The following is a 23,254-nucleotide window of genomic DNA, read 5'->3' on the forward strand; positions in this document are numbered from 1 at the left end:
GTCACGGGTGGTGGTGCGGTTGAGTGTTTCATAGTGTTTCGGTGGTCATAGCGTGAGGGAAACGCCCGGTTACATTCCGAACCCGGAAGCTAAGCCTTACAGCGCCGATGGTACTGCAGGGGGGACCCTGTGGGAGAGTAGGACGCCGCCGAACAAATATTGGGAAAGGCCCACACCTTATGGTGTGGGCCTTTTCGCGTTTCCCGGGAGGTTGCCCCCCCGGGAGAAATTAAAGGCGTCCTGCCGCCTTCAGTGCCAGATAAGCGTCCGCCAGAGCCGGCGCCAGGTTGTCCGGAGTGGCGTCGACGACCGTGACGCCATGACGGCGGAGTTGGTCGGCGGTGCGGTGGCGGTCGGTTTGGGCCTGGGCGGCTGCCGCGGCCTCGTAGACGGCGTCCGTGGTGCCTCGGGAGTCGGCCATGTGCGCGATGTGCGGGTCGGCGACCGACGCGACCAGGACGGAATGCCGTTGGGTGAGGCCGGACAGGACCGGGAGGAGACCTTGCTCGACGGGAGCCGCGTCCAGGGTGGTGAGGAGGACGATCAGCGCACGGCGAGGGGCCGTACGGAGGGCGGTGGCGGTGAGGCCCCGGGCGTCCGTCTCCACGAGTTCGGGTTCGAGCGGGGCCATGGCGTTGACCAGGGACGGGAGGACATCACCCGCGGTGCGGCCCTGGACAAGGGCGCGGACGCGGCGGTCGTAGGCCAGGAGGTCCACGCGGTCGCCGGCGCGGGAGGCGAGGGCGGCCAGGAGAAGAGCCGCGTCCATGGAGGCGTCGAGCCGGGGGGCGTCGCCGACGCGGCCCGCCGACGTACGGCCGGTGTCGAGGACGAGGAGGATGTGGCGGTCGCGCTCGGGGCGCCAGGTGCGTACCGCCACCGAGGAGTGGCGGGCGGTGGCGCGCCAGTCGATGGAGCGGGTGTCGTCGCCGGGGACGTACTCGCGGAGGCTGTCGAACTCCGTGCCCTCGCCCCGGGTCAGGACGCTGGTGCGGCCGTCGAGTTCGCGCAGGCGGGCCAGTTTGGACGGCAGATGCTTGCGGCTGGTGAAGGGGGGCAGCACACGTACGGTCCAAGGGGCCTTGTGGCTGCCCTGGCGGGCGAAGAGACCCAGCGGGCCGTACGAGCGGATCGTGACCCTGTCCGCCTGGCGGTCGCCCCTGCGGGTCGGGCGTAGACGGGTGATGATGCGGCGGCGCTCGCCCGGGGGGATCGTCAGGCGGTGGCGGGAGGCCGTCACCTCGGATCCGGGGAGCCAGCTGCTGGGCGGCCAGGCGTCGCGGATGTGGGCCCGCAAAGGGCGGCTGGAGGGGTTGGTGACCGTGAGGGTGACGTCCGCGGTCTCGCCGAGGCGTGCGGAGGTGTCGCCGGAGCGGATGAGGCCCAGTCGGCGCACTGGTGCGGCGAGGGCGTAGTCGCAGGCGCACGCCAGGGCCAGTGGGGCGTTCACGGCGAGGACGCCCGTCCAGCTGGGTTCCCAGAGACCCACGGGGAGGGCGCCGAGAGCCGCGAGGAGTGCGGCGCGTCCGGTGGGAGCCATCAGCGGGGGACGGGGACGTGGGCGAGGATCGCGTTGATGACCGAGTCGGCCGTCACGCCTTCCATCTCGGCCTCCGGACGGAGCTGGACGCGGTGGCGCAGCGTCGGGAGCGCGAGTGCCTTGACGTCGTCGGGGATGACGTAGTCGCGGCCGGTCAGCCAGGCCCAGGCGCGTGAGGCCGAGAGGAGGGCCGTGGCGCCTCGGGGGGAGACACCGAGGGTGAGGGACGGGGACTCACGGGTGGCGCGGCAGATGTCCACGACGTAGGCGGTGATCTCGGGGGAGATCGTCGTCTTCGCCACGGCGGCGCGGGCGGCTTCGAGGTCGGCCGCGTTCGCGACGGGGCGTACGCCGGCGGCGCGCAGGTCGCGCGGGTTGAAGCCCTCGGCGTGGCGGGTGAGGACGTCGATCTCGTCCTGGCGGGACGGAAGCGGCACCGTCAGTTTGAGGAGGAAGCGGTCCAGTTGGGCTTCGGGGAGGGGATAGGTGCCCTCGTACTCGACCGGGTTCTGGGTCGCCGCGACCAGGAACGGGTCCGGGAGCGGGCGGGGGGTGCCGTCGACCGTGACCTGGCGTTCCTCCATCGCTTCGAGGAGGGACGACTGGGTCTTGGGCGGTGTGCGGTTGATCTCGTCGGCGAGGAGCAGATTGGTGAAGACCGGGCCGGGCTGGAAGGAGAACTCGGCGCTGCGGGTGTCGTAGACGAGGGAGCCGGTGACGTCGCTCGGCATGAGGTCCGGGGTGAACTGGACACGCTTGGTGTCCAGTTCGAGTGCGGATGCGAGGGCGCGGACGAGCAACGTTTTTGCCACCCCAGGGACTCCTTCTAGTAGGACGTGTCCGCGGCAGAGGAGGGCGACGACGAGGCCGGTCACGGCGGGGTCCTGGCCGACCACGGCTTTGGCGATCTCGGCGCGCAGGGCCTCCAGGGAGGCTCGGGCGGTGCCCGGGTCCCCGGCGGTCCCGGCGTTGTCAGTGGTCGGGTCCATCATGAACGGCGTACCTCTCTTTCGAGGGCGTCGAGTTGGTCGGTGAGGGCGATGAGGGCCGTGTCGTCGCCGGGCGGCGGGCCGAAGAGGAGGGCGTGCAGGGGCTGTCCGTCGCCGTGGAGGTGGGCGGACAGAGCGGGGAGCAGGACCTCGGGCGTGTGCGCCCGGGAGACGGGGACACCTACGAGGGGGGCGAGGCGCGTGCGGGTGGTGGAGCGAAGAGCGGTGGCCGCGCGGTCGCGGGCATGCGCCTTGCGGTAGAGGCGGGCTCGGCCTTCGACGGTTTCGGAGGCGCGGATCGCGACGGGGAGTTTCTCGGGTACCAGGGGGCCCAGTCGGCGTGCCCGCCAGAGGGCGGCCAGAGCGCCGGCGACGAAGAGTTGCAGGGTGCCCCAGAGCCAGCCCGAGGGGAGCAGGTCGAAGAAGCTGCGGTCTCCGGAGTCGGGGGCCGAGTCGGAGAGCGAGGGGAGGTACCAGACCATATGGGGGCGCGAGCCGAGGAGTTGGAGGGCGAGGGAGGCGTTGCCCTGCTCGTCGAGGCTGCTGTTGAGGAGGATGTCGGGGGCGCCGAGGACGACGGTGTCGCCGTCGCCCTCGGCCGCGGGGACGCGCACCAGGGTGGGCAGGCCGTCCTCGGGGTAGCAGGTGTCGGCCGCGCGGGCGGTGACGTGGTAGCGGACTCCGCCGGTGTCGGCGCTGCCCGCGCGGCGGGCGGCGGGCAGTTCGCAGCGGGGTGTGAGGGTGGAGTCCAGGCTGAGGGCGGCGTCGGCGGTGACGCCCGGGGCGAGGGTGCTCACGGACGGGGCGCCGGGGGCGACCAGGACCGTGCGGCCGCCGGAGGCCTCGGTCGCCGCGCGGAGGCGCTCCTGCTGGGAGTCGGTCAGGAGGTCCGGGACGGCGATCAGGAGGGTGGTGTCGGGGCCGGTGGCCGCGCTCGCCTCGTCGAGGGTGGTGACCAGCCGAGCGGACACGCCCCGGTCGTCGAGGAGTTCGGCGACGGCCCGGCTGCCGTCGGTGTCGGCGGAGCGCGGGTCCAGACGGCCGTGGTCGGCGCCGGAGCGGATCACGGCGATCACGGCGGCCGCCGCGAGGAGGACCACCGCCGCGAGCAGGACTCCGCGCGAGCGGGTCCACACCTGGCGGGCCGTGGGCGTGACGGAGGTGGACGGGAGCGTGGCCTCGGTGGTCATTCGGCGGCTCCCGGGCGGCTGCTGCGGGCCGTGCTCGCGGTGCTCGGGGTGCTGCTGGCCAGTGCGGGCCTGGTGCGTTCCAGGTCGGTGTCGAGGGCGGCGAGCCGGAGGTATGTCTCCTCGGCCGCGGCCCGGCCGCCGTATGTGACGTCGTCGAAGTCCCGGGCCGCGGTGTGGAGTCGGTCCGCGTGGGCCGGGAGCACCGAGCCGGCTTCGGAGGCCGCCTCGTCGGCGGTGCGGCCGGGGCGTACGTCGAGCAGGGCGCGTTCCTCCAGCGAGCGGACGACGGCACGCATGCGTTCCTGGACGGCCTGGTTCCAGTGGCCCTGGGCGGCCTGTGCCTCGGCGGCCGCGCGGTGTTCGGCGGCGCTGCGGGGGCGGTCGTCGAAGAGCGCGGCGGAGGACGTGGGGGCGCGGTGGGGGGTGCCGAGGCGCCACCACAGTGCCGCGAGGAGGGCCAGGACCGCCAGGACGATGACGACGAGGCCGAGCGTGCCACCGGGGGTGGCGGCCGAGGCGGCGCCGAACACCTTGTCGAGCCACTCCCAGAAGGCGTCCATGGCGCGCTCGTACCAACTGGGGTCGTTCTCGTGGTACATGCCCTTGGACAGCTCGCGCTCGGCCGCCTCCCGCGCGGGGTCGCGCGGGAGGGTGATGGGCGGCTCGTCCGCCGAGCGCCACGACATCGGTACGGCTGTCAGTGCTCCCCCCGGCAGTGTCACCCCGTCAGCTCCCCGGGGTGGCGCCCGTGGCGTCGCCGTAGCCCTGCAGGCCGGCGGCGCGGCCCAGTTCGAGGTCGAGGGCCTCGCGGCGGATGCGCTGGTCGATGTAGAGGAGGACGGTGACGCCCGCGCTGATCGGGAAGGTGAGCGTGGACCCGATCACCGCGCCTACGCCGCTGATGACGAGGTAGGTCCAGCCGAGTGCGGCGCCGCCGGTGGTGATGAGGCCGGAGATGCCGTCGCCGTCCAGGGCCGCGCCCGCGAAGGTGAAGGGGATCACGACGATCGACGCGACGACGTAGGCGATGATCGCGGCGAGCAGTTGGATGCCGAGGACCCGCCACCAGGAGCCGCGCACCAGCTTCACGGAGCGGCCCAGCGACTTGCGGACGCCCTGCTTCTCCAGCATCAGGGCGGGAGACGCGAGCGAGAAGCGGATCATCAGCCAGACGGTGAGGACGAAGGCACCGAGTCCGCCGAAGAGGGCGAGGAGTACGCCGGCTTCGGTGGAGCCCGCGGAGGCGAGCAGGATGCCGGGTGTGACGCCCACGGCCATGACCAGGGCGGCGATCACGAGCAGCAGGACGGTCAGGCCGCCCAGCCGGAAGAGCTGCGGGCGGGCGTCCCGCCAGGCCTCGGCGGTGGTCACGGACTTGCCGAGGACGGCGCGGCTGGTGACGGTCGTGAGCAGGGCTGTCGCGATGATCGTGCCCAGCAGGGAGATGACCATGACGACGGAGGTGCTCAGCAGGGTGTCGCCCAGGGCGCGGCCCAGCTCGCCGGGGGTCGCGGTCGGGTCGCTGAGGGCGTCGGCGCTCGCGGTGTCGTTGAGGACGAGGCCCTGGAGCAGGATGACCGCGATCTGGGTGACGACCGCGACGGCCAGGGAGATGCCGAGGACCGTGCGCCAGTGCGTGCGCATGGTGGAGACGGCGCCGTCGAGGATCTCGCCGATGCCGAGCGGGCGCAGCGGGATCACTCCGGGCTTGGCCGCGGGCGGGGGGCCGCCCCAGCCGCCGCCCCATCCGGGAGCGCCGGGGCCGGGGGTGCCGTAGCCGGGGTGGCCGCCGGGGGCTCCGGGCGGGCCGTAGCCGCCGGGGCCCGGGGGCTGGGGGCCGCCGGGGTGGCCGCCCCAGCCCGGGACCGGCGGTGGGGGTGGGGTCTGGCCGGGGGCCTGCGGGGTCGGAGCGGACCACTGGGCGGGCGGCGGCTGCTCCTTGGACCACTTGGACGGCGGCTGCGCCTGGTCGGCGCCGCTCTGGCCGGCCGGCTGCGGCTGGTCGGCGCCGGTCCCGCCCGGGTGGTCCGTCGGCTGCGCGGAGCCCTGCTGGTCCGGCTCCTGGCCGCCCGAGGGGGCGGATCCGGGCGAGGCCCAGCCCGGAGTGTCCTTCATCGTCGCTCCTTCACGGTGCCCGTCCGCGGTCGCGGCGGCAGGTTGGCGCCCATCGTGCCACGCGGTGTCCGGGAAGTGACCGGGGGCCGTATGCGCTGCGCACCTTCAATTGTCCGACGGATACGGGGCAGACTGACCGCATGGCTGATCAGTACGCGCGATCCGGCGACGACATCCGGCCGACCGGGATACCGGCGATCCGCTGGGACGAGCCCCCCGAAGGCCCGGTCCTGGTCCTCCTGGACCAGACGAGACTGCCGGCCGAGGAGGTCGAGCTGGTGTGCACGGACGCGCCCGCGCTGGTGGAGGCGATCCGTGTCCTCGCCGTGCGCGGGGCGCCGCTGCTGGGGATCGCCGGGGCGTACGGGGTCGCGCTCGCCGCCGCGCGAGGGTTCGACGTGGACGAGGCCGCGGACGCGCTGGAAGGGGCGCGGCCCACCGCGGTGAACCTCGCGGTCGGTGTGCGCCGGGCGCGGGCCGCGCACCGGGCCGAGCTCGGCCGGACGGGCGACCGGAAGGAGGCCGCCGGGGCGGCGCTCGCCGCGGCGCGGGCGCTGCACCGGGAGGACGCCGAGGCCAGTTCCCGCATGGCCGCGCACGGGCTGGCGCTGCTCGACGAGCTGCTGCCGGGCGGCGGGCACCGGGTGCTCACGCACTGCAACACCGGGTCGCTGGTGTCGGGCGGTGAGGGCACGGCGTTCGCGGTGGCGCTCGCGGCACACCGGTCGGGGCGGCTGCGGAGGCTGTGGGTGGACGAGACACGGCCGTTGCTGCAGGGTGCCCGGCTGACCGCTTATGAGGCGGCGCGCAGCGGAATGGCGTACACCTTGCTCACGGACAATGCCGCGGGCTCGCTGTTCGCGGCCGGAGAGGTGGACGCGGTGCTGGTGGGTGCCGACCGGATCGCCGCCGACGGGTCGGTGGCGAACAAGGTCGGGACCTATCCGCTCGCGGTGCTCGCCCGGTATCACCACGTGCCGTTCATCGTGGTGGCTCCGGTGACGACGGTGGATCCGGACACCCCGGACGGGGCGTCCATAGAGGTGGAGCAGCGTGCCGGCCATGAGGTGACGGAGATCACCGCGCCTCAGGTGCCGGTGGCGGGAGCGGAGGCGGGAGGTGGGATCGCGGTGGCACCCCTGGGGACCCAGGCGTACAACCCGGCGTTCGACGTGACGCCGCCCGAGTTGGTGACGGCGATCGTCACCGAGGAAGGGGCTGTGTCGCCCGTGACCGCTGATGCGCTTGCCGAGCTGTGTGACAGGTCACGCCAGGTAACGATTTAGTTAATGGGATGATGGCATTCATGAAGGGACGAGTCCTTGTCGTCGACGACGACACCGCACTGGCCGAGATGCTCGGCATTGTGTTGCGTGGTGAAGGTTTTGAGCCGTCTTTCGTAGCCGACGGCGACAAGGCGCTGGCCGCGTTCCGTGAGGCCAAACCGGATCTGGTGCTGCTGGATCTGATGCTGCCGGGCCGGGACGGGATCGAGGTGTGCCGTCTGATCAGGGCGGAGTCCGGGGTGCCGATCGTGATGCTCACGGCCAAGAGCGACACCGTCGATGTGGTGGTCGGCCTGGAGTCGGGCGCGGACGACTACATCGTGAAGCCGTTCAAGCCGAAGGAGCTGGTGGCCCGGATCCGGGCGCGGCTGAGGCGGTCGGAGGAGCCTGCGCCGGAGCAGCTCGCCATAGGTGACCTGGTCATCGATGTGGCCGGGCACTCGGTGAAGCGGGAGGGGCAGTCGATCGCTTTGACCCCGCTGGAGTTCGATCTGCTGGTCGCGCTGGCGCGCAAGCCGTGGCAGGTGTTCACTCGTGAGGTCCTGCTGGAGCAGGTCTGGGGGTACCGCCACGCGGCGGACACCCGTCTGGTGAACGTTCATGTGCAGCGGCTGCGTTCCAAGGTCGAGAAGGACCCGGAGCGGCCGGAGATCGTGGTGACCGTCCGTGGTGTCGGATACAAGGCAGGACCCAGCTGACATGTCCGGTGACAGTGCCGCTTCGGCGCCCGGTCAGCCGGGGATCCGCGCGGAGCGGCCTGTCGGCCGGAAGTCGTCGGGTTCCCGCTGGGGGCGTCTCCTCGAGGGCGGGTTGCTCCAGGGCGGAGTCCAGGGCAGCCCGGTCCTGAGGCTGTTCATGCGCTGGGTGCGTCGTCCGCTGCTGCCGGTGATGCGGCTGTGGCGGCGCAACATCCAGCTCAGGATCGTCGTGACGACCCTGCTGATGTCGCTCAGCGTCGTGCTGCTGCTGGGCTTCGTCGTCATCGGGCAGGTCCGCAACGGTCTGCTGGACGCCAAGGTCAAGGCCTCGCAGAGCCAGGCCACCGGCGGCTTCACGGCTGCCGAGCAGAAGGCGGACGACGAGGCGAGCGCGGCCGGGAACGACGCGGATCCGAACGGCGACCGGGTGCAGAACGTCGTCGAGTGGATGACCACCCTGGTGAACTCGTTGTCCAGCGGTGGCCAGGGCGCGTTCGACGTGGTGACACTGAGTCCCGCCTCCGCCGACGGTGATGCCGGGGGGCTCGGACCGCGTGTCTCCGGGGGCGTGCAGTGGGACCTCAGCGTGCCCGTGGAGCTGCGTGAGCGCGTCGACGACGGCACCGGCGCCGTCCAGAGCTATACGCGCATCCACTACTACAACGGCCAGGAGTCCCAGCCGGGACTGATCATCGGCAAGCAGGTCAACGACCCCAACAACAAGCCGTACCAGCTGTACTACCTCTTCCCGCTCACCCAGGAGGAGAAGTCGCTCAGCCTGGTCAAGGGGACGCTTGCGACGGCCGGGCTGTTCGTCGTCGTACTGCTGGGGGCCATCGCCTGGCTGGTGGTGCGGCAGGTCGTCACGCCGGTGCGGATGGCGGCCGGTATCGCCGAGCGGCTGTCCGCCGGGCGGCTCCAGGAACGGATGAAGGTCAGCGGCGAGGACGACATCGCGCGGCTCGGCGAGGCCTTCAACAAGATGGCGCAGAACCTGCAGCTGAAGATCCAGCAGCTGGAGGACCTGTCGCGGATGCAGCGGCGGTTCGTCTCCGATGTGTCGCACGAGCTGCGGACGCCGCTGACGACCGTACGGATGGCGGCGGACGTCATCCATGACGCGCGCGTGGACTTCGACCCGGTGACCGCGCGGTCGGCGGAGCTGCTCGCCGACCAGCTGGACCGGTTCGAGTCGCTGCTCGCGGACCTGCTGGAGATCAGCCGCTTCGACGCGGGCGCGGCGGCGCTGGAGGCCGAGCCGATAGACCTGCGTGAGGTCGTGCGGAAGGTCGTCAGCGGGGCCGAGCCGCTCGCCGAGCGCAAGAGCACGCGGATACGGGTGCTGGGCGACCAGCAGCCCGTCGTGGCCGAGGCCGACGCCCGCCGGGTGGAGCGGGTGCTGCGCAACCTCGTGGTCAACGCCGTGGAGCACGGCGAGGGCAAGGACGTCGTGGTCAAGCTGGCGGCGGCGGGCGGCGCGGTCGCGGTCGCGGTGCGGGACTACGGGGTGGGGCTCAAGCCGGGCGAGGCGACCCGCGTGTTCAGCCGCTTCTGGCGGGCTGACCCGGCACGCGCGCGTACGACCGGCGGTACGGGACTGGGGCTGTCCATCGCCCTGGAGGACGCCCGGCTGCACGGGGGCTGGCTGCAGGCGTGGGGCGAGCCGGGCGGGGGTTCGCAGTTCCGGCTCACCCTGCCGAGGACGGCGGACGAGCCGCTGAGGGGCTCCCCGATACCCCTGGAGCCGAAGGACTCGCGGCGCAACCGTGGACTCGACGGTGCCGGTCCGCCGCTCGGCGGCGGTGGCAAGCTCGCCACGGTGCCGGTCCAGGCCGGTGAGCACGGGGCCGCGCGGACGGCCATAGGGCCACGTCCGGGCGCCGGACCGGCGCCCACGGCCGACCCGACGGCGCTGCCGGGCAACGGGGCGCGTGTGGTGCCCCGGCCTGGTGTGCCGTCCGCGGCACCGCCCCAGGCTCCGCCCGCGCGGCGGTCCGACGAGGACGCGGGGCGAGCAGGGGAGCGGCCGGCGGAGAGCGACGCGGAGCGGCAGCACGAGCAGGGGGAGGCATTCCGTGGGCGCTGACCGCGCGAAACGCGGCCGAGGACGTCCGATGCGGGCGACCATCTGCCTCGGTGTCGGATCCGTCCTGCTGGCGGGGTGCGCCTCGATGCCGGACGGCGGGGACATGCGTGACGTCGAGTCGACGCCGAGGCAGGACGCGAAGGTGCGGGTCTTCGCGCTGCCGCCGGCGGAGGACGCCGAGCCGAAGGCGATCGTGCAGGGGTTCCTCGAAGCCCTGACCAGCGACGATCTGGACTACGAGACGGCGCGCAAGTACCTGACCGGCGACGCGCTGAAGACCTGGGAGCCGGACGAGTCGACCACGGTCCTGGACGCGTCACCCATCCCCTACACCCATGTCACGGGAAAGCGGCCGGAGGCCGACGAGGCCCGGATCGAGCTGTCCGGCACCAAGGTCGCCCTGGTGGACGGGCAGCACGCGTACACGCCCGCCGGTGGGGAGTACAACAAGACCGTGCACCTCACGCGGGTGAAGGACACCCAGCAGTGGCGCATCGACCGGCTGCCGCCGGGGGTGGTCCTCGGCAGGTCGGACTTCGAGCGCAACTACAAGTCCATCAACAAGTACTACTTCACCTCCGCCGCGCAGTCCGGGGAGCCGGGAACGGTCGCCGACCCGGTGTTCGTGCGCAGCCAGGTCGACCCGGTGACCCAGGCGGTCCGGGATCTGCTGGAGGGCCCCACCAGCTGGCTCAACCCGGTCGCGAGGACGAGTTTCCCGTCCGGTACGGCCCTGCGGAAGGGCACCAAGGCGCTGACCCCCGACGACCGGAACAGGCTGGTCGTGCCGCTGAACAAGAAGGCCGACCGGGTCTCGGAAAGCCGGTGCAAGGAGATGGCCGCCCAGCTCCTCTTCACGCTCCAGGACTACATGCCCACGGGTGTGGACACGGTGGAACTGCAGGGGTCGACGGGCACGCTGCTGTGCGAGCTAGGTGAGGGCGAGGCCAACATCATCGCCTCGCACGGCTATGGCAAGAGCGCGGCGTACGAGTACTTCATCGACGGCGGCCACCGGCTCGTCCGGCTGTCCGAGGGGAAGTCGCTGACGACGCCGACGGCCGTTCCCGGCGCGCTCGGCGAGGGGGAGAAGCAGCTGCGGTCCGCGGCGGTGTCACGGGACGAGGACCGGGCGGCCGGGGTGTCGGCCGACGGGAGCGAGCTGTACGTGTCGCCGCTGACGCCGGGTGGCACGCTCGGCGAACCGGCGCTGCGCAGCACCGGTGCCACCGCGAAGGACCGGCTGACGACGCCCAGTTGGGACGGGCGGGGTGACCTGTGGGTGGCCGACCGGGACCCCAAGAAGCCCCGGTTGCTGGTCCTCACGGACGGCATGGGGGAGCCTCTGGAGGCCCGGACGCCCAATCTCGACGGGCGGATCGAAGCCGTGCGGGTGGCCGCCGACGGGGTGCGGGTCGCGCTGATCCTGGAGCACGAGGGCAAGCGGGCGCTGTACATCGGGCGCATCGAGCGGGACGCCGACGCGGAGAGCACCACGGTCTCGATCGTCGAACTGCGGTCCGTGACACCGGATCTGGAGGACGTCACCGCCATGTCGTGGGCGGGCGACAGCCAACTGGTGGTCGTGGGGCGCGAGTCCGGTGGTGTGCAGCAGGTGCGGTACGTCCGGGTCGACGGCTCCCCGATGCCGGACTCCGGGCCCTCCGCGCTCACGGGTGTGGAGGAGATCGCCGCGTCGGAGGACGAGAGCCAGCCGCTGGTGGCCCACTCGGCCGACGGGATCGTGCGGCTGTCGCCGGGCGAGCAGTGGCAGACGGTGGTCAAGGAAGGGTCGGCGCCGGTCTATCCGGGGTGAGGCCGGGGTGCGGGGACGGGCTGGCCGTTTCTCCGTTTCCGTGGTGCAGGTGGTGCAGGTGGTGCAGGTGGTGCAGGTGGTGCAGGTGGTGGTGGCCGGGACGCCGTCCCGGCTGTCCGCCGGTGGGCTGTGGGGCTGCGGCTGATGTCGGTCCTCCCCTGGTTCGGTCCTCCCCTGGTTCGGTCCTCCCTTGGTTCGGTCATTTTGTGGTGACACTCGCTCTTCTTCGGGCACCCGTCATACGTGTGGGTGACAACACCCCTGTGGTTGCGGTGAGTTGTCCACAGGCGGTTGTCCACAGGGGTGGCGGCGTCTCGTAGGCGTCGGCACAGTGGTGGGCATGCGGGGGTGGTGGCAGGACCTCACGGATCTGGTGCTGCCGGCCGAGTGCGGAGGCTGTGGGAGGCCTCGCGCGGTGCTCTGCCCGGAGTGCCGCGCGGCTCTGACCGGGGCCGCACCGTGCCGGGTGCGACCGGTTCCGGAGCCGTCGGGGCTGCCCGTGGTGCACGCCGCGGCGCCGTACGAGGACGCGGTGCGGGCCACGCTCATCGCGCACAAGGAACGGGGTGCGCTGGCGCTCGCCGGACCGCTCGGCACGGCCCTGGCAGGGGCCGTACGGGCGGGTGGCGACGGGCCGGTGCTGCTGGTTCCGGTGCCGTCCGCGCGGCGGGCGGTGCGGGCGCGGGGGCACGACCCGGCGCGGCGGATCGCGCTCGCGGCGGCCGGGCAGCTGCGGGGTACCGGGACGCCGGCCCGGGTGGCCGGGGTGCTGCGGCAGCGACGGGCCGTGGCCGACCAGTCGGGGCTGGACTCCCGGCAGCGGCTGGACAACCTCGCGGGCGCGCTGGAGGTGGCCGCCGGGGGTACCCGGCTGCTGACCGGTGGCACGGTCGTGCTGGTGGACGACCTGATGACGACCGGTGCCTCGCTCGCCGAGGCGGCACGGGCGGTCCGGGCGGCCCGGGACGGGTGGGCGGCCGGGACGGGCGAGTTCGACACGGAACGAAAGGCGCAGGACGTGGTGCGAACACGAGGGGTGACGGGAATGGCGGGCACGGACGGAGCCGGAGACCGCATCAGAGCGGCGGTGGTCGCCGGACCGCCCGACTCTTTCCAAATAAACCGGAACTGACAGAGATCTTGCATCGTTGCAGGTGGTGAGAGGGCCAATTCACCTGAATGGAGGTACGTCTCGGTAGAGGGTGACGACATCCCTCCGAGCGAGATATGTTCGGTTGTGAGGGAATGGCCCCGGCCGTTCACCACATATCCGAATGTTGTGCTGCGGGTTTTCCGAATCACCCCATGCCGGTGGGTGGAGATCTTGCCCACGGGGGAGGAGGAGGTGGAAGTCACCGAGTCCGCGGTTCCGGGAGTCACCGGAACCTGGTGCACAAGGGAGATGCTCCGCCAGTGGAGCGGGGCGATCCGGGAACGGAGTTCTGCGTGGACATCGTCGTCAAGGGCCGCAAGACCGAGGTGCCCGAGCGGTTCCGCAAGCACGTGGCCGAGAAGCTGAAGCTGGAGAAGATCCAGAAGCTCGACGGCAAGGTGATCAGCCTCGACGTCGAGGTGTCCAAGGAGCCCAACCCCCGACAGGCCGACCGCAGTGACCGGGTGGAGATCACACTCCACTCCCGCGGGCCGGTGATCCGGGCGGAGGCAGCGGCAAGCGATCCGTATGCGGCGCTCGACCTGGCGGCGGACAAGCTGGAAGCCCGGCTGCGCAAGCAGCACGACAAGCGGTACACGCGCCGAGGCGCGCGCAGGCTCACGGCCGCGGAGGTCGCCGACCACGTCCCGGGCGTGGCGACTCTCAACGGCAATGGATACGTCGCCGACGAAGAGCAGCCGGACGGCGTGCCCACCAAGCGGATCGGCTCGCTGGAGGTGAAGGGCGAAGGCCCCCTCGTCGTCCGCGAGAAGACCCATGTGGCGTCCCCGATGACCCTCGACCAGGCTCTCTACGAGATGGAACTGGTCGGGCACGACTTCTACCTCTTCGTCGACTCCGAGACCAAGGAACCCAGTGTCGTCTACCGGCGGCACGCCTACGACTACGGCGTCATCCACCTCAGTACGGACCCGATGGTCGCCCAGGCGCATTCGGACGCCGCGGGCGGCGCGCTCGGCGGCTGACCGCGCCGGGTGAGAGCTGAGCCGGTGCCCCTGGAGCGCTCGTGCGCCCCCAGGGGCACCGGTGTGCGACCCCTTGCCGTCCGCTCTTGTCACCGCAGGGCGGGCCGGGCATGAAATCATGGCCGAACCGGCCCCAACCGGGGGGTCGTTGCCTTGGGTTGGCAATGGCACAGAGACACAGGCCACGGCCTCAGGGGGAGGAACGATGGCGGACAGCAGTTTCGGACCGATGCGTGACCAGGACGCCGACGACGGCGCCGGTGGCATGGGCTCCGCCGCGGGCTCCTCGCGAAAGGAGCCGATCCGGGTCCTCGTCGTGGACGACCACGCGCTCTTCCGCCGCGGTCTGGAGATCGTGCTCGCCGCGGAGGAGGACATCCAGGTCGTCGGCGAGGCCGGTGACGGGGCGGAGGCGGTCGACAAGGCCGCGGATCTGCTGCCGGACATCGTGCTGATGGATGTACGGATGCCCAAGCGCGGCGGTATCGAGGCGTGCACCTCCATCAAGGAGGTGGCCCCCAGCGCGAAGATCATCATGCTGACGATCAGTGACGAGGAGGCCGACCTCTACGACGCGATCAAGGCGGGGGCGACCGGCTATCTCCTCAAGGAGATCTCCACGGACGAGGTGGCCACGGCCATTCGCGCGGTCGCGGACGGGCAGTCGCAGATCAGCCCCTCGATGGCGTCGAAGCTGCTCACCGAGTTCAAGTCCATGATCCAGCGGACCGACGAGCGGCGGCTCGTGCCGGCGCCGCGGCTGACGGACCGGGAACTGGAAGTGCTCAAGCTCGTGGCGACCGGGATGAACAACCGGGACATCGCCAAAGAGCTGTTCATCTCCGAGAACACCGTGAAGAACCATGTGCGCAACATCCTGGAGAAGCTGCAGCTGCACTCCAGGATGGAGGCCGTGGTGTACGCGATGCGGGAGAAGATCCTGGAGATTCGGTAGGGCTATCGGAGCTACCGAATCCGTCGGGTTCCTCAGGACAGGGCGCGCATCAAGGGCTCGCGCAGTTCCGGGGCGTCCACGCGTTCCACGCGGACGTCCGTGCAGTCCACCCAGGTCGCGGCTTCCAGGAGGGCCTGGGCCACGGCCGGGACCGCCTTGGGGCCGTCGAGGGTGATCTGTTTGGCGACCAGGGTGCGGCCGTCGCGGGCCGGGTCGACACGGCCGACGAGCCGGCCGCCGGACAGGACCGGCATCGCGAAGTAGCCGTGCACGCGCTTCTGTTTGGGGACGTACGCCTCCAGGCGGTGGGTGAAGCCGAAGATCCGCTCCGTGCGGGCCCGTTCCCAGATCAGGGAGTCGAACGGGGACAGCAGCGTGGTGCGGTGGCGGCCGCGCGGGGGTGAGGCGAGGGCCACCGGATCGGCCCAGGCCGGCTTCGCCCAGCCCTCCACCGTCACCGGGACCAGGCCCGAGTCGGCCACCACCGCGTCGAACTGCTCGCCCCTGAGACGGTGGTAGTCGGCGATGTCCGCGCGCGTCCCGACGCCGAGGGCCTCGCCGGCCAGGCGGACCAGGCGGCGTACGCACTCCTTGTCGTCCAGCTCGTCATGGAGGAGATCGGCGGGGATCGCGCGCTCCGCCAGGTCGTACACCCGCTTCCAGCCGCGGCGTGCCACGCAGACCACCTCGCCGTACATCAGGGCGCGTTCCACGGCGACCTTCTCGCCGGACCAGTCCCACCACTCGCTGGTGCGCTTGGCGCCGCCCAGTTCCGTGGCCGTGAGGGGGCCCTCGGTGCGGAGCTGTTTGACGACGCGGTCGTAGGCGCCGTCCGGGAGTTCGTGGCCCCACTGGGGGCGGGCGCGGTAGGCGCGGCGGCGGAAGGCGAAGTGGGGCCATTCCTCGATGGGGAGGATGCAGGCGGCGTGGGACCAGTACTCGAAGGCGTGTGTGTCCGTCCAGTACGCCCTGTCGACCGTGGTGCGGCCGACCGCGCCGAGGCGGGCGTACGGGATGAGTTCATGGGAGCGGGCGAGGACCGAGATGGTGTCGAGCTGGACCGCGCCCAGGTGTCGCAGGACGCCGCGGACGCCGGATCTGCGGTCCGGGGCGCCGAGGAAGCCCTGGGCCCGTAGGGCGATACGGCGGGCCTCGTCTGCGGTGAGTTCTGTGGTGGGGCGCGGGAGGGAGGTCATGCTCCGCAGGGTAGGGGAGGGCACTGACAGTGCGGGGGTGAGCTGCGGGGATGGGGATGGGGCGTGGGTCGGGTGGCCGGTAGGTAGGGGGTGGGGGAGGGGAGGGAGAGGTCCGAGGGGAGCAGGGAGGCCAGCCAGCAGTCGCGGCGGGTGCCGTTGTTGAGGAGGGCCGAGCGGAGGGTGCCCTCCAGGGTGAAGCCGGTGGCCAGGGCGACCGCGCGGGAGGCGGTGTTGCCGACCTCGGCACGCCATTCGAGGCGGTCGAGGCCGAGGGTGGTGAACGACCAGTGGGCGGCGGCGCGGGTGGCCTCGGTGATGTAGCCGTTGCGGCGGTGCTCCCTGGTGGCCCAGAAGCCGATCTCGCCGGTGCCCGCCGAGCGCATCGTGATGCCGAGCATGCCAGCCAGTTCGCCGGCGGGGAGGAAGAGGCCGAAGGTGAACATGGAGGCGTCGGCCCAGCCTTGGGGGACGGACCGCTCGACGAAATCCTCCGCGTGCTCCCGCGAGTACGGTGAGGGGATCGTGGTCCAGCGCTGGATGTCCGGGTCCTGGGCGGCCGTGTACACCGCGTCGGTGTCGCGCCGGTCCACGGTGCGCAGCAGCAGGCGCTCGGTGGTCAGGGTGACAGGTTCCATCGGGCGATTCTGCTCGGTGGGGGCGGGGAGCGCCATCGAGTTCGAGGCCGTTCCGCCGGCGGCGCGAGCACGACGGGTGAGCCAGGCGTGAGCAGGGCGTGAGCGGGACATGAGCGCTGCGTGAGGGGGCGGTCACAATTCACGCATTTCGTGGGCGGAACGCGGCACCATCCGCAACGCCCACCCGTTGTCCTGGTAGCTGTCCCTGCCAGACCTCCCGGCACGGCGGGGTCCTCGCTTACGATGGCCGTTGCTCAAGCTGTGATTGAAAACTGCCAACTGTCATTGAAACCGACCGTCCCAGGCCCGACCGGCAAGGAGACAAACCCCCGTGTCCGTCCTCTCGAAGATCATGCGTGCAGGCGAAGGCAAAATCCTGCGCAAGCTGCACCGCATCGCGGACCAGGTCAACTCCATCGAAGAGGACTTCATCGACCTCTCCGACGCCGAGCTGCGCGCCCTGACCGAGGAGTACAAGCAGCGGTACGCCGACGGTGAGACCCTCGACGACCTGCTTCCCGAGGCGTTCGCCACCGTCCGCGAGGGTGCCAAGCGCGCCCTCGGCCAGCGCCACTACGACGTGCAGATGATGGGCGGCGCCGCCCTGCACCTCGGCTATGTCGCCGAGATGAAGACCGGTGAGGGCAAGACCCTCGTCGGCACCCTGCCCGCGTATCTGAACGCGCTGTCCGGCAAGGGCGTCCACCTGATCACGGTCAACGACTACCTGGCCGAGCGCGACTCCGAGATGATGGGCCGCGTCCACAAGTTCCTGGGCCTGAGCGTCGGCTGCATCCTCGCCAACATGACGCCGGCCCAGCGCCGCGAGCAGTACAACTGCGACATCACCTACGGCACGAACAACGAGTTCGGCTTCGACTACCTCCGCGACAACATGGCCTGGTCCAAGGACGAGCTCGTCCAGCGCGGCCACAACTTCGCGATCGTCGACGAGGTCGACTCCATCCTCGTCGACGAGGCCCGTACGCCTCTGATCATCTCCGGCCCGGCCGACCAGGCCACCAAGTGGTACGGCGACTTCGCCAAGCTGGTCACCCGCCTGAAGAAGGGCGAGCCCGGCAACCAGCTCAAGGGCATCGAGGAGACCGGCGACTACGAGGTCGACGAGAAGAAGCGCACGGTCGCCATCCACGAGTCCGGTGTCGGCAAGGTCGAGGACTGGCTGGGCATCGACAACCTCTACGAGTCGGTGAACACCCCTCTGGTGGGCTACCTGAACAACGCCATCAAGGCGAAGGAGCTCTTCAAGAAGGACAAGGACTACGTCGTCATGGACGGCGAAGTCATGATCGTCGACGAGCACACCGGCCGTATCCTCGCCGGCCGCCGCTACAACGAGGGCATGCACCAGGCGATCGAGGCGAAGGAAGGGGTGGACATCAAGGACGAGAACCAGACGCTCGCCACGATCACCCTGCAGAACTTCTTCCGCCTCTACAAGCGCCACGACCACGACGGCAAGGAACAGCCCGGTCTGTCCGGCATGACCGGTACGGCGATGACCGAGGCCGCCGAGTTCCACCAGATCTACAAGCTCGGTGTCGTGCCGATCCCGACCAACCGGCCGATGGTCCGCAAGGACCAGTCCGACCTGATCTACCGCACCGAGGTCGCGAAGTTCGAGGCGGTAGTCGACGACATCGTCGAGAAGCACGAGAAGGGCCAGCCGATCCTCGTCGGTACGACGTCGGTCGAGAAGTCCGAGTACCTGTCGCAGCAGCTGAGCAAGCGCGGCGTCCAGCACGAGGTGCTCAACGCCAAGCAGCACGACCGGGAGGCGACGATCGTCGCCCAGGCCGGCCGCAAGGGCGCCGTGACCGTCGCGACGAACATGGCCGGCCGCGGTACGGACATCAAGCTCGGCGGCAACCCCGACGACCTCGCCGAGGCGGAGCTGCGGCAGCGCGGTCTCGACCCCGAGGAGCACATCGAGGAGTGGGCGCACGCCCTGCCCGAGGCGCTCGCGAAGGCCGAGGAGGCCGTCAAGGCGGAGTTCGAGGAGGTCAAGGACCTCGGCGGGCTGTACGTCCTCGGCACCGAGCGGCACGAGTCCCGCCGGATCGACAACCAGCTGCGCGGTCGTTCCGGCCGTCAGGGCGACCCGGGCGAGTCCCGCTTCTACCTGTCGCTGGGCGACGACCTGATGCGGCTCTTCAAGGCCCAGATGGTCGAGCGAGTGATGTCCATGGCGAACGTGCCGGACGACGTCCCGATCGAGAACAAGATGGTCACCCGCGCGATCGCCTCCGCCCAGTCGCAGGTGGAGCAGCAGAACTTCGAGACCCGGAAGAACGTCCTCAAGTACGACGAGGTCCTCAACCGGCAGCGCGAGGTCATCTACGGCGAGCGCCGGCGCGTCCTGGAGGGCGAGGACCTGCAGGAGCAGATCCAGCACTTCATGGACGACACCATCAACGCCTACATCACCGCGGAGACCGCCGAGGGCTTCGCCGAGGAGTGGGACCTCGACCGGCTGTGGGGGGCCTTCAAGCAGCTCTACCCGGTGAAGGTCACCGTCGACGAGCTGGAGGAGGCCGCCGGGGACCGGGCCGGGCTGACCGCCGAGTTCATCGGCGAGTCCATCAAGGACGACATCATGGAGCAGTACGAGGCGCGTGAGGCGCAGCTCGGCCCCGAGATCATGCGGGAGCTGGAGCGCCGCGTGGTGCTGTCCGTGCTCGACCGCAAGTGGCGCGAGCACCTCTACGAGATGGACTACCTCCAGGAGGGCATCGGCCTGCGCGCGATGGCCCAGAAGGACCCGCTGGTCGAGTACCAGCGCGAGGGCTTCGACATGTTCACCGCCATGATGGAGGGCATCAAGGAGGAGTCCGTCGGCTATCTGTTCAACCTGGAGGTCCAGGTCGAGCAGCAGGTCGAGGAGGTCCCCGTCGAGGACGCGAAGCCGTCCCTGGAGAAGACCGGCGACGCGGTGCCGGCCCAGGCGGGTGCGTCCCGGCCGGAGATCCGGGCGAAGGGGCTGGAGGCCCCGCAGCGCCGTGACCGTCTCCACTTCTCCGCGCCGACCGTCGACGGCGAGGGCGGCATCGTCGAGGGCGACCTGCCCGAGGACGAGCCGGTCCGCTCCGAGGCCGACGGCCTCACGCGCGCGGAGCGCCGCAAGCAGCAGGGGAAGACGAGCCGTCGCCGTAAGAAGTGAGGTTCGGTTCGCTCCGGTGAGGGGCGGACCATGAGTGTCGAGCCGTGAGGCTCGGAAGGGCCGGGCATCTTCGGGTGCCCGGCCCTTCGTCTGTCCGGCCCTTCGCGTGTGCCGGGCGGGGTGGTTCATTCGTCGGCCGGGGGGAGTGGCCTCGGGCCGCCGAGCTCCACGGCTGTGCAGCGCCAGCGGTGGTCGGGGCCGTGTTCCAGACGGAAGGCCATGGCGCGCAGACGGTCGCCGGCGCCGATGCGGGCGAAGACCTCCAGGGCGCCCGGGGCGGCCACGTAGTAGCCGATGTCGCGGACCACGGGGTGGGCGCCGTGAGGGGCGCTCAGGGGGCCGCGCTCGGCCAGCCGGGCCAGTTCGTCGTAGGCCCTTCCCGCGGTGTGGCGCAGCATGCTGTGGACGGGGCGGCGGCCGGTGAGCACGGCGAGGAGGAGGTCGGCGAAGCGGTCGGTGGGGCGGGGGTGGGACCTGGTGGCGGGCGGGGCGGGCGCCGGGGAGGGGCGGTTGCCCGTCGGGGCCGGGCGGGACGGGGCGCGGCCGGGGCGGCGGGGGTCGTGGCGGACGGGTGGGCGGGTGCCGGGGTGGCGCTTGGTCCGGGTCATGACCTTGTTCATCGGGGATCCCCGTTCGTCGGGTGTCGGCGAGGCCGTGGGTACCAGTAAGTAACTTGGCGTTGGGGATCTTGTACGAGGCCGGAAGGGGCCGTCGCAAGGGGAGAGCGGGGGCCGGCCGGGGGCGGCGAAGGTTCACCTATCAGGATGAGGGGGAGGGTGCTCGGGCCCGGTGGCGCGGGGGTGCGCCGGGTGAGGTGGCGGGCCCGGGGTGGACGCGTACGGAGGGGTGGGCGGGGGCTCGAAAGGGGACGTCCGCACGTATCCTGAAGGCGCTTCGGAGGCTTCGTGGGGCCGTCGGATCGCGCTCCGCTCCGAGGTGCTCCGAGATCACGACTACGAAAGCGGCCTGCCATGCGCGTCTACGTCCCCCTGACCCTTCCCGGGCTCGCCGAGGCGTACAAGACGGGGGAGCTGGGGGAGGGGGCGTTCGTCGCGTACGCCGTCACGCCCGCTCTGCGGGAGTGGTATCTGTCCGACGACATCGAGGAGTTGGAGTACGCGGCGCTGAACCGGGCGGCGCTGGCGTCGCTGCGGCTGGTGGCGGTGGATCCGGGGGCGGCCCGGCGGAGGGTCGTCGTGGCCGTGGACGTGGCGGACCGGGACGCGGTGGCCGATCCCGATCGGGGGCTCGACCCGGTGGCGCTCGGGGAGGTGCGGGTCGCCGGGCCGGTGTCCTTGGGCAAGGCGGCGGCCGTGCATGTCGACTCGCTGGAGGCGGAGGGCGAGGTGGGCGAGGCGGCGGCCGCGTTGGGGGCGGCGGACCAGGGGGACGACGACGCGCAGTTCATCGTGGACGGCGCGGATGATCATGAGCTGCTCTGGTACGCGACGCAGGAGATCCCGAACCTGGTGGGGCTGGGCGGCTGAGCGGGTTCGCGTAGCGCGGGGCGGGGCTCGGCGGGGCCGGCCGAGCGGCGCCCTCCGCCGGGGCCGAGCCGGGGGCGGGGTCTCGCTTCCGGCGCTCGCGGAGTGCCGCCGCGCCCACCCGTGCCGCCCCGGGCCTCCCCGGGCCGCCCGATTGCCCGCAGCCATGGGGCGGGAATGCGTTGTCGGTGGGCCGGGGTACGTTTTGGGGATGGGGATGAACGGAGTCGGGGCACATATCGTCTGGGACTGGAACGGGACCTTGTTGAACGACAACGAGGCGATCATCGGGGCGACGAACGCGGCGTTCGCGGAGCTGGGGATCCCGTCGATCACGCTGGAGCGGTACCGGGAGCTGTACTGCGTGCCGGTGCCGAAGTTCTACGAGCGGCTGATCGGGCGGCTGCCCACGGACGAGGAGTGGGAGGCCATGGATGTGGTCTTCCACCGGTACTACGCGGAGCACCGGGTCGCCTGCGGTCTGACCGCGGGGGTTCCCGGGCTCCTCACCGACTGGGTCTCCGGGGGGCGCAGTCAGTCGATTCTGAGCATGTACGTGCACGAGGAGCTGGTGCCGCTGGTGCGCGGCTTCGGGATCGAGCCGCACTTCGTCCGGGTCGACGGGCGCACCGGGCCCTCCGGCGGCAGCAAGACCGAGCACATGGTGCGGCATCTGCGCCGACTCGTGGGCGTGGAGCCGAGACGGACCGTGGTGATCGGGGACGCCGCCGATGACGCCGTCGCCGCCCGGCATGTGGGCGCGCAGGCCGTGCTCTACACCGGCGGCTCCCACAGCCGGGCCAGCCTGGAGGGGGTCGGGGTGCCCGTCGTGGACACCCTGGAGGAGGCCGTCGAGGAGGCCGGGCGGCTCGCCGCGTAGCCCGACCCCGCCCCCCCGGCGCCACCCCGCCCCCCCGGCGCCACCCCGCCCCCCCGGCGCCACCCCGCCCCCCCGCGCTACCGGGGCACCCCGGCTAGGTCACCGGCGCCTTCGCCCGCAGCACCGTGAGGAACTCCCGCATCCAGGCGGGGTGGTCCGGCCAGGCGCGGGCGGAGACGAGGGTGCCGTCGACGACGGCCTCCGCGTCCTGGAAGGTCGCGCTGGCGGCCTGCATGTCGAGCTCCAGCGCGGGGTACGCGGTGACGCGGCGGCCCGACAGGGCGTCCACGGAGGCGGTGAGCAGCGGGCCGTGGCAGATCTGGGCGACCGGTTTGTCGGTGTCGAAGAAGGACTTCAGGATCTTGCGCAGCTCGGGGTCGTTGCGCAGATACTCCGGGGCCCGGCCGCCGGGGACGACGGCGGCGGCGTACTGACCCGGGTCGACCTCGGAGAACGCCAGGTCGGCGGGCCAGCTGTAGCCGGGTTTCTCGGTGTAGGTGTCGTAGCCCGGTTCGAAGTCGTGGACCACGAAGCGGAGCTGTTTGCGGCTGGGGGCGGCGATGTGGACCTCGTACCCCTCCTCGCGGAGGCGCTGGTAGGGATACAGGACCTCCAGTGACTCCGCCGCGTCGCCGGTCACGATCAGGATCTTGGCCGTCATGGTGGGCTCCCCTCGGTGTCGCAGGGCCTCTTCCGTCAGGCTATGGCCGTCGGGCCGCGCCTTCCTGGGCAACGTGCATCCGGGGTGAAGGTTTGCCAAGGGGGTGTGCGCGTGGAGCGGTGGGTGGGTGGACGCGGGGTGCGGCGAAAGCGCGTATAAGCTCGGTTGCGCGGAGGTAAGCTCAAAAGTGCGCGGAGGGCACTGTGCAGAACGTCAAAGTTCGGGCCTGTGTTTTGTACACATACGGCTCATGACGTGCCCCCCGTCCGGAGGGATAGCCTTGTGGCGTGATCAGCGCGATAGCTCGCGGGGGCGCGTTCGTCCCTGCCCTGCGCCCGGTGGACACGGACGACATCCGTGGCCGGGCGGCGGTCGCTGGTCCTCGCGGGCGGGAGGGAGCCAC

General features: G+C 71.4%; 19 protein-coding genes and 1 rRNA gene. 11 read left to right on the plus strand and 9 right to left on the minus strand.

Translation table 11 applies throughout. The features are described 5' to 3' along the window. Positions 1 to 37 precede the first annotated feature (37 nt). Positions 38 to 154 (plus strand): 5S ribosomal RNA (gene rrf, locus J8M51_RS45210). A gap of 75 nt (positions 155 to 229) precedes the next feature. Here rrf and J8M51_RS45215 read toward each other — a convergent pair. Genes J8M51_RS45215 through J8M51_RS45235 form a run of 5 tightly spaced genes read right to left on the minus strand, consistent with a single transcriptional unit; the run spans position 230 to position 5,834 of the window. Further along, positions 230 to 1,540 (minus strand): DUF58 domain-containing protein, encoded by a 1,311-nt coding sequence (locus J8M51_RS45215; protein WP_086759693.1) that lies wholly within the window; start codon positions 1,538 to 1,540, stop codon positions 230 to 232. Then, a complete protein-coding gene (locus tag J8M51_RS45220; protein ID WP_086759695.1) occupies positions 1,540 to 2,529 on the minus strand; it encodes an AAA family ATPase in 990 nt (329 codons plus the stop codon). The genes J8M51_RS45215 and J8M51_RS45220 overlap by 1 nt, the downstream gene beginning before the upstream one ends. Next, on the minus strand, positions 2,529 to 3,719 hold the full coding sequence (locus J8M51_RS45225; RefSeq protein ID WP_267300130.1) for a DUF4350 domain-containing protein: 1,191 nt from the start codon (positions 3,717 to 3,719) through the stop codon (positions 2,529 to 2,531). The genes J8M51_RS45220 and J8M51_RS45225 overlap by 1 nt, the downstream gene beginning before the upstream one ends. Then, positions 3,716 to 4,405 carry a DUF4129 domain-containing protein gene (locus J8M51_RS45230; protein WP_216591656.1) on the minus strand — a complete coding sequence of 230 codons (690 nt, stop codon included), beginning with the start codon at positions 4,403 to 4,405 and terminating at the stop codon, positions 3,716 to 3,718. Before J8M51_RS45230 ends, J8M51_RS45225 begins: the two co-directional genes overlap by 4 nt. Before the next feature lie 40 nt (positions 4,406 to 4,445). Then, positions 4,446 to 5,834, minus strand: coding sequence for a glycerophosphoryl diester phosphodiesterase membrane domain-containing protein (locus J8M51_RS45235; RefSeq protein ID WP_267300132.1), 1,389 nt, complete (start codon positions 5,832 to 5,834; stop codon positions 4,446 to 4,448). A 140-nt stretch (positions 5,835 to 5,974) separates the two neighbouring features. Between J8M51_RS45235 and mtnA the strand changes: the two genes are divergently transcribed. The 7 genes from mtnA to J8M51_RS45270 all read left to right on the plus strand — a co-directional run bounded on the left by mtnA (position 5,975) and on the right by J8M51_RS45270 (position 14,814). Then, positions 5,975 to 7,120, plus strand: coding sequence for an S-methyl-5-thioribose-1-phosphate isomerase (gene mtnA, locus J8M51_RS45240; RefSeq protein ID WP_216591057.1), 1,146 nt, complete (start codon positions 5,975 to 5,977; stop codon positions 7,118 to 7,120). An 8-nt stretch (positions 7,121 to 7,128) separates the two neighbouring features. Continuing rightward, on the plus strand, positions 7,129 to 7,818 hold the full coding sequence (gene mtrA, locus J8M51_RS45245) for a two-component system response regulator MtrA (protein WP_189823911.1): 690 nt from the start codon (positions 7,129 to 7,131) through the stop codon (positions 7,816 to 7,818). A 1-nt stretch (position 7,819) separates the two neighbouring features. Beyond that, a complete protein-coding gene (mtrB, locus tag J8M51_RS45250; RefSeq protein ID WP_086762026.1) occupies positions 7,820 to 9,904 on the plus strand; it encodes an MtrAB system histidine kinase MtrB in 2,085 nt (694 codons plus the stop codon). A gap of 28 nt (positions 9,905 to 9,932) precedes the next feature. Next, positions 9,933 to 11,720 carry an LpqB family beta-propeller domain-containing protein gene (locus tag J8M51_RS45255; RefSeq protein WP_086762028.1) on the plus strand — a complete coding sequence of 596 codons (1,788 nt, stop codon included), beginning with the start codon at positions 9,933 to 9,935 and terminating at the stop codon, positions 11,718 to 11,720. Positions 11,721 to 12,060: 340 nt separating this feature from the next. Then, positions 12,061 to 12,852, plus strand: coding sequence for a ComF family protein (locus J8M51_RS45260; RefSeq protein WP_086762030.1), 792 nt, complete (start codon positions 12,061 to 12,063; stop codon positions 12,850 to 12,852). A 314-nt stretch (positions 12,853 to 13,166) separates the two neighbouring features. Continuing rightward, a complete protein-coding gene (gene hpf / locus J8M51_RS45265; protein WP_398858180.1) occupies positions 13,167 to 13,859 on the plus strand; it encodes a ribosome hibernation-promoting factor, HPF/YfiA family in 693 nt (230 codons plus the stop codon). 205 nt (positions 13,860 to 14,064) lie between these two features. Then, on the plus strand, positions 14,065 to 14,814 hold the full coding sequence (locus J8M51_RS45270) for a response regulator (protein ID WP_086762034.1): 750 nt from the start codon (positions 14,065 to 14,067) through the stop codon (positions 14,812 to 14,814). Between the two features lie 32 nt (positions 14,815 to 14,846). On the opposite strand, the gene J8M51_RS45275 is transcribed toward J8M51_RS45270, so the two are convergent. Further along, a complete protein-coding gene (locus J8M51_RS45275; RefSeq protein WP_267300153.1) occupies positions 14,847 to 16,010 on the minus strand; it encodes a winged helix-turn-helix domain-containing protein in 1,164 nt (387 codons plus the stop codon). Next, complete coding sequence (locus tag J8M51_RS45280; protein ID WP_267300155.1) at positions 16,007 to 16,645, minus strand: GNAT family N-acetyltransferase; 639 nt, start codon at positions 16,643 to 16,645, stop codon at positions 16,007 to 16,009. The genes J8M51_RS45275 and J8M51_RS45280 overlap by 4 nt, the downstream gene beginning before the upstream one ends. 331 nt (positions 16,646 to 16,976) lie before the next feature. Between J8M51_RS45280 and secA the strand changes: the two genes are divergently transcribed. Continuing rightward, a complete protein-coding gene (gene secA, locus J8M51_RS45285) occupies positions 16,977 to 19,826 on the plus strand; it encodes a preprotein translocase subunit SecA (RefSeq protein ID WP_086754951.1) in 2,850 nt (949 codons plus the stop codon). 125 nt (positions 19,827 to 19,951) lie between these two features. Here secA and J8M51_RS45290 read toward each other — a convergent pair whose 3' ends face one another. Continuing rightward, a complete protein-coding gene (locus tag J8M51_RS45290) occupies positions 19,952 to 20,446 on the minus strand; it encodes an Rv3235 family protein (protein ID WP_267300156.1) in 495 nt (164 codons plus the stop codon). A gap of 351 nt (positions 20,447 to 20,797) precedes the next feature. On the opposite strand from J8M51_RS45290, the gene J8M51_RS45295 reads away from it, so the two are divergent. After that, on the plus strand, positions 20,798 to 21,313 hold the full coding sequence (locus tag J8M51_RS45295; protein ID WP_216591356.1) for a DUF6912 family protein: 516 nt from the start codon (positions 20,798 to 20,800) through the stop codon (positions 21,311 to 21,313). A 208-nt stretch (positions 21,314 to 21,521) separates the two neighbouring features. Then, a complete protein-coding gene (locus J8M51_RS45300; RefSeq protein ID WP_086765224.1) occupies positions 21,522 to 22,190 on the plus strand; it encodes an HAD family hydrolase in 669 nt (222 codons plus the stop codon). Between the two features lie 94 nt (positions 22,191 to 22,284). On the opposite strand, the gene J8M51_RS45305 is transcribed toward J8M51_RS45300, so the two are convergent. Continuing rightward, positions 22,285 to 22,851, minus strand: coding sequence for a DJ-1/PfpI family protein (locus J8M51_RS45305; RefSeq protein WP_267300159.1), 567 nt, complete (start codon positions 22,849 to 22,851; stop codon positions 22,285 to 22,287). Positions 22,852 to 23,254 lie beyond the last annotated feature (403 nt).

The sequence above is a fragment of the Streptomyces griseiscabiei genome (assembly GCF_020010925.1).
GTDB lineage: Bacteria > Actinomycetota > Actinomycetes > Streptomycetales > Streptomycetaceae > Streptomyces > Streptomyces griseiscabiei.

Excerpts from the sequence above, each read along its gene's own strand:
- J8M51_RS45275 (WP_267300153.1), bottom strand. The coding sequence starts at position 16,010 with ATGACCTCCCTCCCGCGCCCCACCACAGAACTCACCGCAGACGAGGCC.
- J8M51_RS45260 (WP_086762030.1), top strand. The coding sequence starts at position 12,061 with ATGCGGGGGTGGTGGCAGGACCTCACGGATCTGGTGCTGCCGGCCGAG.
- J8M51_RS45270 (WP_086762034.1), top strand. The coding sequence starts at position 14,065 with ATGGCGGACAGCAGTTTCGGACCGATGCGTGACCAGGACGCCGACGAC.
- J8M51_RS45290 (WP_267300156.1), bottom strand. The coding sequence starts at position 20,446 with ATGAACAAGGTCATGACCCGGACCAAGCGCCACCCCGGCACCCGCCCA.
- J8M51_RS45295 (WP_216591356.1), top strand. The coding sequence starts at position 20,798 with ATGCGCGTCTACGTCCCCCTGACCCTTCCCGGGCTCGCCGAGGCGTAC.
- J8M51_RS45235 (WP_267300132.1), bottom strand. The coding sequence starts at position 5,834 with ATGAAGGACACTCCGGGCTGGGCCTCGCCCGGATCCGCCCCCTCGGGC.
- mtrA (WP_189823911.1), top strand. The coding sequence starts at position 7,129 with ATGATGGCATTCATGAAGGGACGAGTCCTTGTCGTCGACGACGACACC.
- J8M51_RS45220 (WP_086759695.1), bottom strand. The coding sequence starts at position 2,529 with ATGGACCCGACCACTGACAACGCCGGGACCGCCGGGGACCCGGGCACC.
- J8M51_RS45215 (WP_086759693.1), bottom strand. The coding sequence starts at position 1,540 with ATGGCTCCCACCGGACGCGCCGCACTCCTCGCGGCTCTCGGCGCCCTC.
- J8M51_RS45305 (WP_267300159.1), bottom strand. The coding sequence starts at position 22,851 with ATGACGGCCAAGATCCTGATCGTGACCGGCGACGCGGCGGAGTCACTG.
- J8M51_RS45230 (WP_216591656.1), bottom strand. The coding sequence starts at position 4,405 with ATGTCGTGGCGCTCGGCGGACGAGCCGCCCATCACCCTCCCGCGCGAC.
- J8M51_RS45255 (WP_086762028.1), top strand. The coding sequence starts at position 9,933 with ATGCGGGCGACCATCTGCCTCGGTGTCGGATCCGTCCTGCTGGCGGGG.
- J8M51_RS45225 (WP_267300130.1), bottom strand. The coding sequence starts at position 3,719 with ATGACCACCGAGGCCACGCTCCCGTCCACCTCCGTCACGCCCACGGCC.
- J8M51_RS45280 (WP_267300155.1), bottom strand. The coding sequence starts at position 16,645 with ATGGAACCTGTCACCCTGACCACCGAGCGCCTGCTGCTGCGCACCGTG.
- J8M51_RS45300 (WP_086765224.1), top strand. The coding sequence starts at position 21,522 with ATGGGGATGAACGGAGTCGGGGCACATATCGTCTGGGACTGGAACGGG.
- mtrB (WP_086762026.1), top strand. The coding sequence starts at position 7,820 with ATGTCCGGTGACAGTGCCGCTTCGGCGCCCGGTCAGCCGGGGATCCGC.
- mtnA (WP_216591057.1), top strand. The coding sequence starts at position 5,975 with ATGGCTGATCAGTACGCGCGATCCGGCGACGACATCCGGCCGACCGGG.